This window comes from Bradyrhizobium sp. th-b2 (assembly GCF_000426785.1).
Lineage (GTDB): Bacteria > Pseudomonadota > Alphaproteobacteria > Rhizobiales > Xanthobacteraceae > Bradyrhizobium > Bradyrhizobium septentrionale.
Genome location: NZ_AUGA01000001.1, coordinates 89,091 through 104,287, shown reverse-complemented (window position 1 = coordinate 104,287; position 15,197 = coordinate 89,091). Strand labels below are relative to the sequence as shown.

Annotated in this window: 19 protein-coding genes; 12 read left to right on the top strand and 7 right to left on the bottom strand. The window is 65.2% G+C overall.

What is annotated here, in order from left to right; all coding sequences use genetic code 11:
• Positions 1 to 7: 7 nt before the first annotated feature.
• Positions 8 to 1,321, bottom strand: a complete 1,314-nt coding sequence (locus tag K359_RS0100440; RefSeq protein ID WP_029077554.1) for an MFS transporter — start codon at positions 1,319 to 1,321, stop codon at positions 8 to 10.
• A gap of 204 nt (positions 1,322 to 1,525) precedes the next feature.
• Between K359_RS0100440 and K359_RS0100435 the strand changes: the two genes are divergently transcribed.
• The 11 genes from K359_RS0100435 to K359_RS0100380 all read left to right on the top strand — a co-directional run bounded on the left by K359_RS0100435 (position 1,526) and on the right by K359_RS0100380 (position 10,041).
• A complete protein-coding gene (locus K359_RS0100435) occupies positions 1,526 to 2,443 on the top strand; it encodes a LysR family transcriptional regulator (RefSeq protein WP_029077553.1) in 918 nt (305 codons plus the stop codon).
• Positions 2,444 to 2,531: 88 nt separating this feature from the next.
• The gene (locus tag K359_RS63095; RefSeq protein ID WP_165126402.1) at positions 2,532 to 2,705 is read left to right on the top strand and encodes a hypothetical protein; all 174 of its coding nucleotides are present in this window, start codon (positions 2,532 to 2,534) and stop codon (positions 2,703 to 2,705) included.
• 487 nt (positions 2,706 to 3,192) lie between these two features.
• Positions 3,193 to 3,390: a hypothetical protein gene (locus tag K359_RS0100420; RefSeq protein WP_029077552.1), complete on the top strand. Its 198-nt coding sequence runs from the start codon at positions 3,193 to 3,195 to the stop codon at positions 3,388 to 3,390.
• Between the two features lie 2 nt (positions 3,391 to 3,392).
• Positions 3,393 to 4,148, top strand: a complete 756-nt coding sequence (locus K359_RS0100415; protein ID WP_029077551.1) for a metal ABC transporter ATP-binding protein — start codon at positions 3,393 to 3,395, stop codon at positions 4,146 to 4,148.
• Between the two features lie 5 nt (positions 4,149 to 4,153).
• A complete protein-coding gene (locus tag K359_RS0100410; RefSeq protein ID WP_029077550.1) occupies positions 4,154 to 5,023 on the top strand; it encodes a metal ABC transporter permease in 870 nt (289 codons plus the stop codon).
• A gap of 5 nt (positions 5,024 to 5,028) precedes the next feature.
• Entirely contained in the window at positions 5,029 to 5,901 is an 873-nt protein-coding gene (locus K359_RS0100405; protein WP_029077549.1) for a metal ABC transporter substrate-binding protein, read from the top strand.
• Positions 5,902 to 5,952: 51 nt separating this feature from the next.
• The gene (locus K359_RS0100400) at positions 5,953 to 6,996 is read left to right on the top strand and encodes a GTP-binding protein (RefSeq protein ID WP_029077548.1); all 1,044 of its coding nucleotides are present in this window, start codon (positions 5,953 to 5,955) and stop codon (positions 6,994 to 6,996) included.
• On the top strand, positions 6,996 to 8,015 hold the full coding sequence (locus K359_RS0100395) for a WD40 repeat domain-containing protein (protein ID WP_029077547.1): 1,020 nt from the start codon (positions 6,996 to 6,998) through the stop codon (positions 8,013 to 8,015). Before K359_RS0100400 ends, K359_RS0100395 begins: the two co-directional genes overlap by 1 nt.
• A gap of 38 nt (positions 8,016 to 8,053) precedes the next feature.
• Positions 8,054 to 8,770: an MgtC/SapB family protein gene (locus K359_RS0100390; RefSeq protein WP_029077546.1), complete on the top strand. Its 717-nt coding sequence runs from the start codon at positions 8,054 to 8,056 to the stop codon at positions 8,768 to 8,770.
• A gap of 37 nt (positions 8,771 to 8,807) precedes the next feature.
• Entirely contained in the window at positions 8,808 to 9,179 is a 372-nt protein-coding gene (locus K359_RS0100385) for a hypothetical protein (protein WP_245284480.1), read from the top strand.
• 121 nt (positions 9,180 to 9,300) lie between these two features.
• On the top strand, positions 9,301 to 10,041 hold the full coding sequence (locus tag K359_RS0100380) for an acetoacetate decarboxylase (RefSeq protein ID WP_029077544.1): 741 nt from the start codon (positions 9,301 to 9,303) through the stop codon (positions 10,039 to 10,041).
• Positions 10,042 to 10,108: 67 nt separating this feature from the next.
• Here K359_RS0100380 and K359_RS0100375 read toward each other — a convergent pair whose 3' ends face one another.
• From K359_RS0100375 to K359_RS0100355, 5 genes are all read right to left on the bottom strand, one after another.
• Positions 10,109 to 11,551, bottom strand: a complete 1,443-nt coding sequence (locus tag K359_RS0100375; protein ID WP_029077543.1) for a homospermidine synthase — start codon at positions 11,549 to 11,551, stop codon at positions 10,109 to 10,111.
• Positions 11,552 to 11,591: 40 nt separating this feature from the next.
• Entirely contained in the window at positions 11,592 to 11,981 is a 390-nt protein-coding gene (locus K359_RS0100370; protein ID WP_029077542.1) for a RidA family protein, read from the bottom strand.
• A gap of 128 nt (positions 11,982 to 12,109) precedes the next feature.
• A complete protein-coding gene (locus K359_RS63090; protein ID WP_165126393.1) occupies positions 12,110 to 12,277 on the bottom strand; it encodes a hypothetical protein in 168 nt (55 codons plus the stop codon).
• Positions 12,278 to 12,287: 10 nt separating this feature from the next.
• Positions 12,288 to 12,890: a GNAT family N-acetyltransferase gene (locus tag K359_RS0100360; RefSeq protein WP_029077541.1), complete on the bottom strand. Its 603-nt coding sequence runs from the start codon at positions 12,888 to 12,890 to the stop codon at positions 12,288 to 12,290.
• Positions 12,891 to 13,019: 129 nt separating this feature from the next.
• Complete coding sequence (locus K359_RS0100355; RefSeq protein ID WP_029077540.1) at positions 13,020 to 14,162, bottom strand: type III PLP-dependent enzyme; 1,143 nt, start codon at positions 14,160 to 14,162, stop codon at positions 13,020 to 13,022.
• Here K359_RS0100355 and K359_RS0100350 point away from each other — a divergent pair.
• Positions 14,161 to 14,349, top strand: coding sequence for a hypothetical protein (locus K359_RS0100350; protein ID WP_029077539.1), 189 nt, complete (start codon positions 14,161 to 14,163; stop codon positions 14,347 to 14,349). The two genes, K359_RS0100355 and K359_RS0100350, sit on opposite strands and share 2 nt — an antisense overlap.
• A 483-nt stretch (positions 14,350 to 14,832) precedes the next feature.
• Here the strand turns inward: K359_RS0100350 and K359_RS0100345 are convergent, their stop codons facing one another.
• A complete protein-coding gene (locus K359_RS0100345; RefSeq protein ID WP_029077538.1) occupies positions 14,833 to 15,093 on the bottom strand; it encodes a hypothetical protein in 261 nt (86 codons plus the stop codon).
• Between the last annotated feature and the right edge of the window lie 104 nt (positions 15,094 to 15,197).

Below are 15,197 nucleotides of genomic sequence, written 5' to 3'. Positions count from 1 at the left end.
TCTGTTGTTAGCGGGTTTGCACGGGATTGGGTTGCGGTTCGGCCTGCACTGGCGCGGCTTGCGCGCGCGACAGCAGCAGCGTGAGCACGGCTGAGAGCACCAGCAGGGCAGCGACGAAATAGAGGCCGCCCTCGAAGCTGCCGGTGCGCTCCTTGATCCAGCCGATCATCGCCGGCCCGACGAAGCCACCGAGATTGCCGATCGAGTTGATGGTGGCGATCCCGGCCGCGGCGGCCGAGCCCGACAGGAACATGGTCGGCATGCTCCACAGTGGCGGCTTGGACGAGGAGATGCCGATATTGACCAAGGTCAGCGCCGCGATCACGGCGGCAAGGCCGGTCCAAAGTCCGGCCAGCGCGAGTCCCGCTGATGCCACCAGGCAGGCCAGCACAACGTGCCAGGTGCGCTCGCCGGTGCGGTCGGAATGCCGTGCCCACAGCACCATCGCGATCACGGCAATTGTCGCCGGCACCGCGTTGAGGAAGCCGACCTGCAGCGACGACAGGCCGAACGCCTTGATGATCTGCGGCGCCCACACACCAAGCGTGTAGAGCCCGGCCGAGGTGCCGAAATAGACCAGCGACAGCGCCAGCACGCGCGGGTCCGCAAGGCCGCGCCAGATGCTGTGGCTCGCGGTCGCGGCCTTGCCGTCGTTCTCCGCCTTCATGGTCTTGACCAGCCAGGCGCGCTCGTCGTTGGCAAGCCATTTGGCCTGCTCCGGCCGGTCGGTCAGGAAGCCCAGCACCACGAAGCCGAGCAGCACGGCGGGCACGGCTTCCAGCACGAACAGCCATTGCCAGCCCTTGAAGCCGAACAGGCCGTCCATCTCCAGCAGCGCGCCGGACACCGGCGAGCCGAGCACCGTCGACAGCGGGGCTGCGGCCATGAACAGCGCGGTGACGGCGGCGCGCTGCCGGGCCGGGAACCAGTAGGACAGATAGAGGATGATGCCGGGAAAGAAGCCGGCTTCCGCGGCGCCGAGCAGGAAGCGCAGCACGTAGAAGCTGGTCGCGCCCTGCACCAGCGCCATCGCCGCCGAGACCAGGCCCCAGGTGATCATCACCCGCGCGATCCAGATCCGCGCACCGATCTTGTGCAGGATGATGTTGGAGGGCACCTCGAACAGGAAGTAGCCCCAGAAGAAGATACCGGCGCCGAAGCCATAGACGGTCGGCGACAGGCCGATGTCCTTGTTCATGGTCAGCGACGCGAAGCCGATATTGACCCGGTCGATGAAGGCCACGAAGTACAGCAGCATGATGAACGGCACGATGCGCAGTGAGATCTTGCGCAACACGCGAGTGCCAAGCTCGCTTTCCATGGGCTTCCCCGGGGTTCGTCTTGTTTGTTGGGACGGCGCATTTCGCCGCGCCACCGGGAACCCTAGAGGCTCGCGCCCTTCCGCTTCAATCCGCGCCGGTTTATACAAAAAAATGATATAATCGCCGCGAGCGACGCGCCCTCGGCACGTCATGGCCGGGACAAGCTCGGCCATGACGATCACAGAAAGCCGGGAACGAAAATCTTGGAACTGCACCAGCTTCGCTGCTTCGTCGCGGCTGCCGAGGAACTGCATTTCGGCCGCGCCGCACAGCGCCTGCAGATGATGCCGTCGGCGCTCGGCCGCCACATCAAGCTCCTGGAAGAAGATCTCGGGGTGCGGCTGTTCGCGCGCACCACGCGCGCGGTGTCGTTGACCGAGGACGGCGCGACGCTGCTGCGCGAGGGGCGCGAGTTGCTCGGCCGCGCCGAAGCGATCGAGAACGGCTTTCGCCGCCGGCTGCGCAAGCCACAGGCGCGGCGCTTCCGGATCGGTGCGATCGACAGCGCCGCGGCCGGCCTGTTGCCGCCGCTGCTGCGCGACCTCCGCGTCGCCCATCCCGATGTCGCGGTGCAGCTGCTCGAGGAGAAGACCATCCGTCTCTTGCCAAAGCTGCTGTCGGGCGCGCTCGATCTCGCTTTTGTGCGCCCGCCGGAGCGGCCCGACCGCCGCATCGAGTTCATTCCGTTATTTCGGGAAACCGCCGTGGTGGCGCTGTCGCACAAGCATGCGCTGGCGCGGCGTAAGCAGATCGTGCTGCCCGACATCGCCGATCAGCCTTTGATCGTGCCGGAGCGCCGCTCGCGGCCGCACAGCCACGATCTCACGACAAAACTGTTTGACGAGGCCGGGTTGACGCCGCGCATCCAGGAGATCGCCGACGAGAAGCAGACCATCGTCAACATGGTCGCGGCGCGGCTCGGCGTTGCCATCGTGCCGCGCTGGACCGCGCGGATGGCGATCCCCGGCGTGCGTTTCGTTCCCCTCAGACTCAAGCGCGGCAGTGCCGCCGGCCGCCTGCCACTCGCCGCCGCTTGGCTGAAAGGCTCCCGTGACCCGGTCCGCGACCAGGTGATGGCGGTGCTCGAGGCAAGGTTGAAGAGCTACGCAAGAGAGGCGTGAGGCGGGGACGAACCTGTTTACGGTCAAATCATACGAAGGGTATGGGCGCGTGGTGGTGCAACTCGCACACGGGGTGAGGCGGCCGTCGATGGATGTTTGGACCAGATGCCTTCTTGGCGTGACCGCCTTCGCCGTGCTCGGCTATTTCGCCCTGATCTACGGCGGCTGTGCACTGGATCAACGATGTCATCTGCGTTCCTGCTACGCGCACAGGGTCTGCGGCGTGGTCTACGACACGACCGATCCGACATCGGCCCACTGAAGGGGCCGTTGGAGTGTGACGTACAAGTGGTGCAACAAATTCATCGTCGTCCTGGCGCAGGCCGGGACCCATAACCACCGAAGGTGATGGTTGCGCGACGCTGGGGCCACAGCTTTCCTACCAACCCAATCCTGTGGTTATGGGTCCCGGCCTGCGCCGGGACGACGGCGGAATTTGAGCGCACAGGTGCGCCTCACAACCTGCATCTGGCCGGCAGCACGCTTCAGGGGCGGCCGGTGCAGGATTGGCTCTGCGGATCCCAGGCCACCTACCCCCCAATCCGGCCGGTGCCAGATCCAGAAATCCTGGCCTTGATCCTGATCCTGGCGCTGGTAGCCGACGGTTCCATCGGGGCGCGTCTTGCAGACGAAGACATGGACGAGGGTGTCACTCTGCCGTCGCAGCTCAAATCTCTCCCGGTTTTGCGGATCCGCCATGAGTTCCTCGTTTGTAGACTCGCGTTATGTTATAATATAACAGTCTGTCCATGGCGCATACGCATACCCACGATCACGACCACCAGCACGGCCACCCCCATCCGCATGCCCACAGCCACGGCCCGGCGGGGCATCCGGCCCAGACGGCCCACTGGTCGATCCTGCGCATGACCGTGCCGGCGCGGCTGGCCGCGGCGCTCGCGGTCTCGGCCTGCCTGTGGGGCGTGGTCTGGCTGGCGATGAGGTGAGTATGGGTGCCCTTGTCACATTCCGCGACGTTACGCTTGGCTATGACCGCCATCCGGCGGTGCATCATCTCAACGGTGCCGTCGAGGCGGGCGCGCTGCTTGCCGTGATTGGCCCCAACGGCGCCGGCAAGTCGACGCTGCTGCGCGGCATCGCCGGCGTGCTCAAGCCGCTGTCGGGCGTGATCGATCTCGACGGGCTCGACCATCGCGACATCGCCTATCTGCCGCAGTCCGCCGACATCGACCGCACGTTCCCGATCTCGGTGTTCGATTTCGTCGGCACCGGGCTGTGGCGCACCACCGGTTTCTTCGGCGGCATCGGCAAGGGTGCGCGCGAGAAGATTCTGGCGGCGCTCGCCGCCGTCGGCCTCAACGGTTTTGAGAACCGCCCGATCGGCACGCTGTCCGGCGGCCAGATGCAGCGCATGCTGTTCGCGCGCGTGCTGCTGCAGGATGCCCGGTTGATCGTGCTCGACGAGCCGTTCAACGCCATCGATGCCAAGACGTCAGCCGATTTGCTGGCGCTGGTGAAGCGCTGGAACGGCGAGGGGCGCACGGTGCTGGCGGCGCTGCACGACCTCGACATGGTGCGCAACAATTTCCCCGAGACGCTGCTCCTGGCGCGCGGCCCGGTGGAATGGGGCCCGACCGCAGAGGCGCTGACGGCGGACAATCTGATGGTCGCGATGCGGATGTGCGAGGCGTTCGACGACTCTGCCGGCGCCTGCGCCGCCGATCCGCGCTCGCGGGCTGCCTGACGCCAATGCTCACTGACGCGCTGATCACGCCCTTCACCGAATTCGAGTTCATGCGCCGCGCGCTGGCGGCGGTGATCGCGCTGTCGCTCGGCGGCGCGCCGATCGGCGTGTTTCTGATGCTGCGGCGGATGAGCCTGGTCGGCGACGCCATGGCGCATGCGATCCTGCCGGGGGCGGCGATCGGTTTCCTGCTGTCCGGGCTCAGTCTGTTCGCGATGACGACCGGCGGCCTGATCGCGGGCTTCACCGTGGCGCTGCTCGCGGGCCTGGTCGCCCGCACCACCGAGCTGAAGGAGGACGCTTCGCTCGCGACCTTCTATCTGGTCTCGCTCGCGCTCGGCGTCACGATTGTTTCCATCAAGGGCACCAATATCGACCTGCTGCATGTGCTGTTCGGCAATATCCTGGCGATGGACGACCAGACCCTGCTGGTGATCGCGTTCAACGCCACCATCACGCTTTTGGTGCTCGCGGTGATCTATCGTCCGCTGGTGATCGAATGCGTCGATCCGGTGTTCCTGCGCACCGTGAGCCGGGCCGGCGCGCCGGCGCATCTCGCCTTTCTCGCGCTTGTCGTGGTCAACCTCGTCAACGGCTTCCACGCGCTCGGCACGCTGCTCGGCGTCGGGCTGATGATCCTGCCCGCCGGCATTGCGCGGTTCTGGTCGCGCGACATCACGACGATGATCTGCATCGCGGTCGCGAGCGCGATTGTGTCCGGTTATGCCGGGCTGGTGCTGTCGTACCAGACCCGGATTCCCTCCGGCCCCGCGATCATCCTGGTCGCGGCGGGGCTTTATATTGTGTCGCTGCTGTTCGGCAATGTCAGTGGTTTGGTGCGGCAGCTGTTCCCCGGCCGCCATCTCGAGGCGTGAGTGCGATGCGGCGTTTGCTCGGGTTGATGTGTCTGGCGCTGGCGGTGGCGAGCGGCCCGGCGTGCGCTGCGGAGCGTATCAATGTCGTCGCGAGCTTCTCGATCCTCGCCGACATGGTGCGGAATGTCGGTGGTAACAGGGTCGATGTCACGGCGCTGGTCGGGCCCGACGGCGACGCCCATGTCTATGCGCCGACGCCGGCGGACGCCAAGACAGTCGCTTCTGCGCGGCTGCTTGTCGTCAATGGGTTCGGCTTCGAGGGCTGGATGCCTCGGCTGGTGCAGGCCTCCGGGAGCAAGGCGCCGGTCGTGGTGGCGACGACGGGGATCACGCCGCGCCAGCGTGGCGGCCATGAGGATCCGCATGCCTGGCAATCGGTCGTCAATGCAAAGGTCTATGTCGGCAACATCCGCGACGCGCTGGTGGCCGTGTCCCCCAACGATGCCGCTGTTATCAAGGCCAATGCCGAGGCCTATTTGGCGAAGCTCGACGCGCTCGACCGCGAGGTCCGCGAGGCGGTGGCGAAAATACCGCAAGGCCGGCGCAAGGTGATCTCGACCCACGGCGCTTTCGGCTATTTCGCCGATACCTATGGCATCGCCTTCATCGCTCCGCTCGGGGTCTCCACCGATTCCGAGCCCAGCGCACGCGATATCGCCGCCATCATTTCCCAGATCAGAGCTGAAAAAATTCCAGCAGTTTTTCTCGAAAACATCAGCGATCCGCGCCTGATCGAGCGGATCGCGGCCGAGACCGGGATCAGGGTCGGCGGCACCCTGTATTCGGACAGTTTGACCGGCGAAAAGGGCCAAGTCCCCACTTACATTGATATGGTCAGGCACAATATAAAGGCCCTGACCAGCGCGCTCGCCGACTAGGGGCAGGGGCCTCCCTGCCGGGGCTGAGCGCGGCCCCAATTCGGAGTTGTTATGGCTGAAGCTTCGCAAAAAATTCCTGTGACCGTGCTGACGGGCTATCTCGGCGCCGGCAAGACCACCTTGCTCAACCGCATCCTGTCGGAGAACCACGGCAAGAAATACGCCGTCATCGTCAACGAATTCGGCGAGATCGGCATCGACAACGACCTCATCATCGGTGCCGATGAGGAAGTGTTCGAGATGAATAATGGCTGCGTCTGCTGCACGGTGCGCGGCGACCTCGTCCGCATCATGGACGGGTTGATGAAGCGCAAGGGCAAATTCGACGCCATCATCGTCGAGACCACCGGCCTGGCCGATCCGGCGCCGGTCGCGCAGACCTTTTTCGTCGACGAGGACGTGCAGAAGAACGCCCGGCTCGACGCGGTCGTGACCGTCGCCGACGCCAAATGGCTGAGCGACCGCCTCAAGGACGCCCCGGAAGCCAAGAACCAGATCGCGTTTGCCGACGTCATCGTGCTGAACAAGACTGACCTCGTCTCCAAGCCCGAGCTCGCCGAGGTCGAGGCGCGCATCCGCGGCATCAATCCATATGCCAAGCTGCATCGCACCGAGCGTTGCCAGGTCGGGATATCAGACGTGCTGGAGCGCGGCGCGTTCGACCTCGACCGCATCCTGGAGATCGAGCCCGATTTCCTCGAGGCCGGCGACGACCACGATCATCATCATCACGACCATGATCACCACCATCATCATGATCACGGCCATGGCCATGGGCTGAAGCACTATCACGACGAGGACATGCAATCGCTGTCGCTGCGCTCGGAGAAGCCGCTCGACGCGACCAAGTTCATGCCCTGGCTGCAGCAGCTCGTCGCCACCGAGGGCCAGAAGATCCTGCGCTCGAAGGGCATCCTCGCCTTCACCGGCGATGACGACCGCTACGTGTTCCAGGGCGTTCACATGATGCTGGAGGGCGACCACCAGCGGAAATGGAAGGACGGCGAGAAGCGCGAGAGCCGCGTCGTGTTCATCGGTCGCGAACTGCCGGAGCAGGCGATCCGCGACGGCTTCGAGCAGTGCATCACCACGTGATGAAAGAGTTCGATCCGGGCGAGGCCCCTTCTTCCATCGTTTCGATCACCGACCGCGTCAAGCCGCTTGCGCTCGGCGCGTCGGTCGGCTCGGTGCATTTCCTCGGCGACCGCGCGTTCTTCGTCGGCGCCGAGGAGAGCATCGCGATCGCGACCGCCGACGGCGAGTTCACGCGGACGGAGACGCATTTCGGTGCCATCCTGTGCGCGGCCTCCGACGGCAAGCGGATTGTCACTGGCGGTGACGACGGCAAGCTGATCGCGATCGACGCCAAGGGCGAGACCTCGACCATCGCGACCGACGCCAAGCGGCGCTGGATCGACAATGTCGCGCTGCATGGCGACGGCACCGTGGCGTGGTCGGCGGGCAAGACCGCGTTCGTTCAGGGCGCCAAGGGCGAAGCGAAAACCTTCGAGGTGCCGTCGACGGTCGGCGGGCTCGCCTTCGCGCCGAAGGGCCTGCGGCTTGCGATCGCGCATTACAACGGCGTGACACTGTGGTTTCCCAACATGGCGGCCAATCCGGAGTTTCTGGAATGGGCTGGCTCGCATCTCGCCGTGATGTTCAGCCCGGACAACAAATTCCTCGTCACCGCGATGCACGAGCCGGCGATGCATGGCTGGCGGCTCGCCGATAACAGGCACATGCGGATGAGCGGCTATCCCGGCCGGGTGCGCTCGATGTCATGGAGCGCCGGCGGCAAGGGGCTCGCGACCTCGGGCGCCGATACCGTGATCGTCTGGCCGTTCACCAGCAAGGATGGCCCGATGGGCAAGGAGCCGGCGATGCTGGCGCCGATGCCGGCGCGGGTCGCGGTGGTCGCCTGCCATCCGAAGAACGACGTCATGGCGGTCGGCTATGCCGACGGCACCGTGCTGATGGTCCGGCTCGAAGACGGCGCCGAAATCCTGGTACGACGGAACGCCGGTGTGGCGGTGTCGGCGCTGGGCTGGAATGCCAAGGGCACGCTGCTCGCCTTCGGCACGGAAGATGGTGACGCGGGCATCCTGGAAATGTAAGAGATCGCGGCATCCGAAGCTCGCGCCGGGGCAGCGTCATGCGATTTCTCACCACATTCCAGCTCGCCGACTTCATCGACACGCTGGTCAGCCTGGCGACCGCCTTTGTGCTCGGCACGCTGATCGGCGCTGAGCGGCAGTACCGGCAGCGCACCGCGGGGCTGCGCACCAATGTGCTGGTCGCGGTCGGCGCGGCCGCCTTCGTCGATCTCGCAATGCATCTGGCTGGTGCCGACGGCGCGGTGCGGGTGATCGCCTATGTGGTGTCGGGAATCGGCTTCCTCGGCGCCGGCGTCATCATGAAGCAGGGCATGGACGTGCGCGGCCTCAACACCGCGGCGACGCTGTGGGCCTCGGCCGCGGTCGGCTCCTGCGCCGGCGCGGATCTGGTGGCGCAGGCGGCCGCGCTGACCGTGTTCGTGATCGCCGGCAACACGCTGCTGCGTCCGCTGGTCAATGCCATCAACCGCATCCCGCTGAACGAGAAGGCCTCGGAGGCGACCTACTACTTCAAGCTCGCGGTCACTCCCGAGGCGCTGCCCGACATGCGCGACCGCGTGGTCGAAAAGCTCGAGGCCGCGAACTATCCGGTCGCCGATGTCAATGTGGTCGAGGCCGGCGACGACTTCCTGGAGATCGTGGCCACACTGGTCTCCACCGCGGTCGACCCCAATGAGCTGAATGCCGTGGTGGTCGACCTGCAGCATCAGCCCGGCGTGCGGCACGCGACTTGGGAGATCAGCACCACGGATTGAGGCTGGGTTCCGCAGCCGGGCGCGTCGGAACCATGCCATGGCAGGATCGTTGACCTCGCTGACAATGCAGGTGAGCGAGATGGCTTCGGATCGGACCAGGCTGCGGAACGACATGCTGATCGCCTCCACACTGGTGGTGGCGGGCGTCGCGATCGCGGCGCTGTCGCTGCACGCGATCAACGCGGCCCCGCCGCAGGAGATGGCGCAGGCGACGCAGCCGCTGCAGACCACGCCGTCGCCCGAGCCGCAGCAGACCGCGCCGGCGGAGTCGAAACCCGGCGGCGAGCGGCCGACCACACCGGCTCCGCAGCCGGCCCGTCCCGACGCCGACGCGCAGAAGGCCGGTGCCAGGCCGGCATTGCCGCCGGCACCCGCCGAGAAGACGGCGCCGCCGATCGAGAAGAAATAGCCGCTGCCGGCCGGCGCATTGTGACGCGCATTTGACGAACGCTGCCGCTTATACGGTCTCGCTTCCGCCGCCCGCGCCCGCCATAATCTGCCGTCTCGCCAACGACAGATCGGGGCCTTTCATGAAGATCGAGGACGTCCGCCGCACCGCCTATTCGATGCCGCTCACCAACCCGTCGTTCCCGCCGGGGCCGTACCGGTTCTTCGACCGCGAATATTTCATCATCACCTACAAGACCGACCCCGAAGCGCTCGCGGCCGTGGTGCCGGAGCCGCTCGAGGTCGCCGAGCCGGTGGTGAAGTATGAATTCATCCGCATGCCCGACTCGACCGGCTTCGGCGACTACACCGAGACCGGGCAGGTGATCCCGGTCCGCTTCAAGGGTGAGCTCGGGGCCTATACCCACGCGATGTATCTCGACGACGAGGCCCCGATCGCCGGCGGCCGCGAGCTGTGGGGATTTCCGAAGAAGCTGGCGCGGCCCAAGATCGAGATCGAAAGCGATGTCCTCGTCGGCTCGCTGCATTACGGCTCGGTGCTGTGCGCCTCCGCCACCATGGGCTACAAGCACCGCAAGGTCGACCACGACACCGTGCTGAATGCGATGAAGGCGCCGAACTTCATCCTGAAGATCATCCCGCATGTCGACGGCACCCCGCGGATCTGCGAGCTGGTGCGCTTTCATCTCGACGATGTCGTGCTGAAGGAAGCCTGGACCGGTCCCGCCGCGCTCGGCCTGTTTCCGCACGCGCTGTGCGACGTCGCCCGTCTGCCGGTGCGCGAGGTGGTCTCGGCGCTGCATTACAAGGCGGACCTGACGCTCGGCCTCGGCTCGGTGGCGTTCGACTACATGGCGAAGTGAGCGGCGGCCGACAGCAAAATGCCCGGCGCGAAGCCGGGCATTTTGATCGATCGACTGCGCTCCGGGATCAGCGCACCAGAATATTCCGGAACTGCCAAGGATCGCTGGTATCGATATCCTCCGGAAACAGCCCCGGACGATCCGTCAGCGGGGTCCAGTCGGTGTAGAACCCTTTCACCGGGCCGAGATACGGCAGCTGGATTTCCAGCAGCCGATCGAAATCCATCTCGTCGGCCTCGACGATGCCTTGGTTCGGGTTTTCCAGCGCCCACACCATGCCGCCGAGCACGGCCGAGGTCACCTGCAGGCCGGTGGCGTTCTGGTAGGGCGCGAGTTTGCGGGTCTCTTCGATGGAGAGCTGCGAGCCGTACCAGTAGGCATTGTTGTCGTGGCCGAACAGCAGCACACCGAGTTCGTCGATGCCATCGACGATCTCGTTCTCATCGAGGATGTGGTGCTTTTCCTGCATCTTCGCTGCGCGGCCGAACATTTCATGCAGCGACAGCACGGCATCGTCAGCCGGATGATAGGCATAGTGGCAGGTCGGCCGGTAGATCGCCGTGCCCGATGCGTCACGCACCGTGAAGTAATCGGCGATCGAGATCGACTCGTTGTGGGTGACGAGGAAGCCATACTGCGCGCCGCGGGTCGGGCACCAGGTCCGCACGCGCGTGTTGGCGCCGGGCTGCATCAGATAGATGGCAGCGCCGCAGCCGGCTTCGTGGGTACGCGCATTCTCGGGCATCCATTTCTCATGGGTACCCCAACCGAGTTCGGACGGCTGCACGCCTTCCGACAGGAAACCTTCCACCGACCAGGTGTTGACGAAGACATCGGGCTCCTTCGGCGACTTGGCGCGCTGGGTGTCGCGTTCGGCGATGTGGATGCCCTTGATACCGGCCTGCCGCATCAGGTCCGCCCATTCGGCTTTGGTCTTCGGCTTGGGGGCATTGAGCTTCAGATCAGCGGCGACATTGAGCAGCGCCTGCTTGACGAAAAAGGAGACCATGCCGGGGTTGGCGCCACAGCAGGAGACGGCTGTCGTCGAGCGCGCGGGGCGCGCCTTCTTGGCGGCCAGCGTCACTTCGCGAAGCGCGTAGTTGGAGCGCGCTTCCGGGCCCTTCGACGAATCGAAATAGAAGCCGAGCCAAGGCTCGTTGACGGTGTCGATATAAAGAGCGCCAAGTTCGTTGCAGAGCTCCATGATGTCGGTGGAGCCGGTATCGACCGAGAGATTGACGCAAAAACCCTGGCCGCCGCCTTCAGTGAGCAGCGGGGTCAGCAACTCGCGATAATTGTCCTTGGTCACGGCCTTCTGGATGAATTTCACATTCTGCTTCTCGCAATGTGCCTTGCGGCCCTCGTCCTTCGGGTCGATCACGGTGACGCGCGACTTGTCGTAGTCGAGATGCCGCTCGATCATCGGCAACGTGCCTTTGCCGATCGAGCCGAAGCCGATCATGACAATGGGGCCGGTGATTTTCGCGTGGATCTGCGAGGAGGGGCTCATCATATTCTCCAGGAGAGTGCCTAGCGGCGGGTAGAGTGGATCAGGGGTTGCGACGCTTCGCGGTGACTTCGATCTCGACCTTCATCTCGGGCTTGTAGAGCCCCGCGACGATCAGCAGTGTCGCCGCCGGGCGAATGTCGCCGAGAACCTCGCCGCAGACCGCGAAATGGGCGTCCGCGTCATTGACGTCGGTGAGGTAGTAGGTCGCGCGGACGATGTCGGCCATCGCGAAGCGGCCCTCCCTGAGGGCAGCTTCGATGGTCTTGAAGCAGTTCCGTGACTGGCTCGTGACATCGGCGGGCATGGTCATGGTGGTGTAGTCGTAGCCGGTGGTTCCCGCGACGAAGGCGAAATCGCCGTCGATCACGGCACGGCTGTAGCCGGCGGTCTTCTCGAACGGAGAGCCGGTGGAAATCAGGCGGCGGGACATGTCGGACCTCGGCTGAAAATGGCCTTGCGCGGGGTTTACGGGCATTTTTGCCGCCCGCGCAACCCCCGGATTCTGACCTGGCATTCTGACTTGAGATTCTGACTTGGGTTTTGGCCCTGCGGCCGGCGCTAGTGGGACTGCTGCGTGGTGTCCGGCGGCGCCGGAGGCGCACCGGTCCAGCGCCGGATCAGGATGTCCCTGACGATCATGACCGAGATCAGGATCAGCATGACCGTGGTGACGAGGCCTCGCCAACGCGGGCGCGCGCCGTCGGTTGCGGGAAAGTGGTCCGACATGGCCGCCGCCTTACGCCGCGTGCGGCACGGCGAGCGGTGCCTTCCGGGTCCGGGATGCCTTCACCTTAGGCACTGCGCCGGTCGGCGTGATCATGCCCCAGACGCCATCAAGCGCTCCCTCGACAAGCTCGAGGCCGAGCAGCCGGTCGCGCTCGAAAGCACCGGGCAGCGACAGCTCGCCGGTCTTGCCGGCAGAGAAGCCGAAACGGGCGTAGTAGGGCGCATCGCCAAGCAGGATCACCGCGCCATGGCCACGCGCCTTGGCGGCGGCGAGCGCGCGCTGCATGAGCGCGGCGCCGACGCCGAGGCCGCGGCAGTCATCGTCGACTGCCAGCGGCCCTAGCATCAGCGCGCTGCGGCCCCCCGCGCTGACGTGCCACGACCGCACGGTTCCAACCAGCCGGCCGTCCTGGCGCACGGCCGCAAGGCTCAGGCCTTCGGCGGGCGCGCGTCCGTCGCGCAGGCGCTGGCAAATGCGGGCATGGCGATTTTCGCCAAAGCAGGCATCCAGCAGCGCCTCGCGCGCGACGACGTCCGAGGCTCGCTCCGCACGGATCGCGAACGGAGCGGCTTGTCGGATGAGGGCAACGGGGGTGTTCCGTTTTGCAGTCATGGCACGTCAGTCCCCGCTTGCAACGGCGTGTCGTACGCCGCGGCAAGCGTCGTTCAGAAAATCAAAAATGATCGGGAAGGAGCCGGCGGGGCCGGCTCCCGGTTTATCAGGCCTCGAAAAGGAGGCGGGTCAGATGTGGTAGGTCTTCAGCGGCGGAATGCCGTTGAACGCCACCGACGAGTAGGTCGACGTATAGGCGCCGGTGCCTTCGATCAGCAGCTTGTCGCCGATCTCGAGCGTCACCGGGAGCGGATACGGCAGCTTCTCGTACAGCACGTCGGCGCTATCGCAGGTCGGGCCCGCGAGCACGCACGGCGTCATGTCCGCCCCGTCATGCGGGGTACGGATGGCGTAGCGGATCGACTCGTCCATCGTCTCGGCGAGACCGCCGAACTTGCCGATGTCGAGATAGACCCAGCGCACCTCGTCCTCATCGCTCTTCTTCGAGATCAGAACGACTTCGGTCTCGATGATTCCAGCATTGCCGACCATGCCGCGGCCCGGTTCGATGATCGTCTCCGGGATCTGGTTGCCGAAATGCTTGCGCAGCGCGCGGAAGATCGACCGGCCATACTGCAGGACCGGCGGAACGTCCTTGAGGTACTTGGTCGGGAAACCTCCGCCCATGTTGACCATGGTGAGGTTGATCCCGCGCTCGGCGCAGTCACGGAACACGGTCGAGGCCATCGCGAGCGCGCGGTCCCACGCCTTCACCTTGCGCTGCTGCGAGCCGACATGGAACGAGATGCCGCACGGCTCCAGCCCCAGGCGCTTGGCGAGGTCGAGCACGTCGACCGCCATCTCCGGGTCGCAGCCGAACTTGCGCGACAGCGGCCACTCGGCACCGGCGCAATCATAGAGGATGCGGCAGAACACCTTGGCGCCGGGAGCGGCGCGGGAGATCTTCTCGACCTCGGCGGCGCAGTCGACCGCGAACAGGCGAATGCCGAGCGCGAAGGCACGCGCAATGTCGCGCTCCTTCTTGATCGTGTTGCCATAGGAGATGCGGTCCGGCGTCGCGCCGGCGGCCAGCGCCATTTCGATCTCCGCAACGGTCGCGGTGTCGAAGCAGGAGCCGAGCGAGGCGAGCAGCGACAGCACTTCGGGCGCCGGGTTGGCCTTCACCGCGTAGAACACGCGGCTGTCCGGCAGCACCTTCGCGAAGGTCTGGTAATTGTCGCGCACGACGTCGAGGTCGACGACGAGGCACGGCTCGGTGTCGAGACCTTCGCTGCGGCGGTGACGCAGGAATTCCTGGATACGTTCGGTCATGGCACTCTCCAACGGCCCCAGCGACGGGATCCGCATCAACGTGACGTCGGATAGGAGTGCTCTGGCCACATTGCGCGATGGAGGCGCAACGAAGCCAAAAGACTCAAACCAGACTGTGCTGCCGTGGATTGGTTGGGAGAGTTTCCCGCCCGCTCACCTGGCAATGAAGGACAAGCCTTTTCAGTAGCCCGCGCCGGCTTTGGACTGCCGGTAGAGACCAAAAAAGCCCGATCCGTCGTTGCTTTAAGTCGCGTCCCCCGTTGAGAGCGGGGTGCGCCGGTTCGCCTCCGGCTGCCAGTCACGGTTGCAAAGAGTGGTGAGACCTTCAACGGCATCCCTGGAGAGGGAGGCTGGCCGCCTCGTGTCCTGATGGACGTAAGCGACCCTCGGTTCTTCCACCCCTTGGCGGCTGTCCGGCCTCTTGTCCGGATACCTACCGACTGACACACGACCACAGGCACGTGCGAAATTGGGCAAGGCAGGAAATAAATCTTTTGAATTCGGGGTGCAAGAATTTTTTTTGCGGTAGCGACAAATTTCCCTAACGCGTGCTTGCGATCTCGCGCGCAGCACACGGTCGGGGCGGTGAAGATGAACGGCTGTTAAGAATGACTAAGGAAGCGTGTGGCGTTTTAGCCCTGTGCCGCAGCGCTTTCTTGAATCGCAGCGGTCAGGCGCGACGCGTGAACGGCTCGACGCGCTGCGCCGCGCGGATGAAGGCGATCATGATCAGGACGCCGATGCCGAACAGCACGGCCTGCAGGATGTGCGCGCCGACATCACTGAGCCCAAGCAGGATCGCGAGCGCCCAGCCGCCGGCGAACGCCGCGCCGAACACTTCCGCGCCGATCAGGATCGCCGCCGAGATCACGGTGATGACGCTCGGCCAGGCGATGGTGCGGTTGCCTGAGGTGGAGGGCTGCATGGTCATGGAATAGGTCCTGTTCAGGGGGCGCAATCTCTCCGAAAAGTGCCCATCTATCAAGCGCAAAAGGCCCAAAAATGCCGTATCGCGTGATATAGATTGGGCCGCAT

Bases quoted from the DNA above. Each gene is read 5' to 3' on its own strand.
- K359_RS0100440 (WP_029077554.1), bottom strand. From the start codon at position 1,321: ATGGAAAGCGAGCTTGGCACTCGCGTGTTGCGCAAGATCTCACTGCGC.
- K359_RS63095 (WP_165126402.1), top strand. From the start codon at position 2,532: ATGGATGTTTGGACCAGATGCCTTCTTGGCGTGACCGCCTTCGCCGTG.
- K359_RS0100420 (WP_029077552.1), top strand. From the start codon at position 3,193: ATGGCGCATACGCATACCCACGATCACGACCACCAGCACGGCCACCCC.
- K359_RS0100415 (WP_029077551.1), top strand. From the start codon at position 3,393: ATGGGTGCCCTTGTCACATTCCGCGACGTTACGCTTGGCTATGACCGC.
- K359_RS0100410 (WP_029077550.1), top strand. From the start codon at position 4,154: ATGCTCACTGACGCGCTGATCACGCCCTTCACCGAATTCGAGTTCATG.
- K359_RS0100405 (WP_029077549.1), top strand. From the start codon at position 5,029: ATGCGGCGTTTGCTCGGGTTGATGTGTCTGGCGCTGGCGGTGGCGAGC.
- K359_RS0100400 (WP_029077548.1), top strand. From the start codon at position 5,953: ATGGCTGAAGCTTCGCAAAAAATTCCTGTGACCGTGCTGACGGGCTAT.
- K359_RS0100395 (WP_029077547.1), top strand. From the start codon at position 6,996: ATGAAAGAGTTCGATCCGGGCGAGGCCCCTTCTTCCATCGTTTCGATC.
- K359_RS0100390 (WP_029077546.1), top strand. From the start codon at position 8,054: ATGCGATTTCTCACCACATTCCAGCTCGCCGACTTCATCGACACGCTG.
- K359_RS0100385 (WP_245284480.1), top strand. From the start codon at position 8,808: ATGGCAGGATCGTTGACCTCGCTGACAATGCAGGTGAGCGAGATGGCT.
- K359_RS0100380 (WP_029077544.1), top strand. From the start codon at position 9,301: ATGAAGATCGAGGACGTCCGCCGCACCGCCTATTCGATGCCGCTCACC.
- K359_RS0100375 (WP_029077543.1), bottom strand. From the start codon at position 11,551: ATGAGCCCCTCCTCGCAGATCCACGCGAAAATCACCGGCCCCATTGTC.
- K359_RS0100370 (WP_029077542.1), bottom strand. From the start codon at position 11,981: ATGTCCCGCCGCCTGATTTCCACCGGCTCTCCGTTCGAGAAGACCGCC.
- K359_RS63090 (WP_165126393.1), bottom strand. From the start codon at position 12,277: ATGTCGGACCACTTTCCCGCAACCGACGGCGCGCGCCCGCGTTGGCGA.
- K359_RS0100360 (WP_029077541.1), bottom strand. From the start codon at position 12,890: ATGACTGCAAAACGGAACACCCCCGTTGCCCTCATCCGACAAGCCGCT.
- K359_RS0100350 (WP_029077539.1), top strand. From the start codon at position 14,161: ATGGCACTCTCCAACGGCCCCAGCGACGGGATCCGCATCAACGTGACG.
- K359_RS0100355 (WP_029077540.1), bottom strand. From the start codon at position 14,162: ATGACCGAACGTATCCAGGAATTCCTGCGTCACCGCCGCAGCGAAGGT.
- K359_RS0100345 (WP_029077538.1), bottom strand. From the start codon at position 15,093: ATGACCATGCAGCCCTCCACCTCAGGCAACCGCACCATCGCCTGGCCG.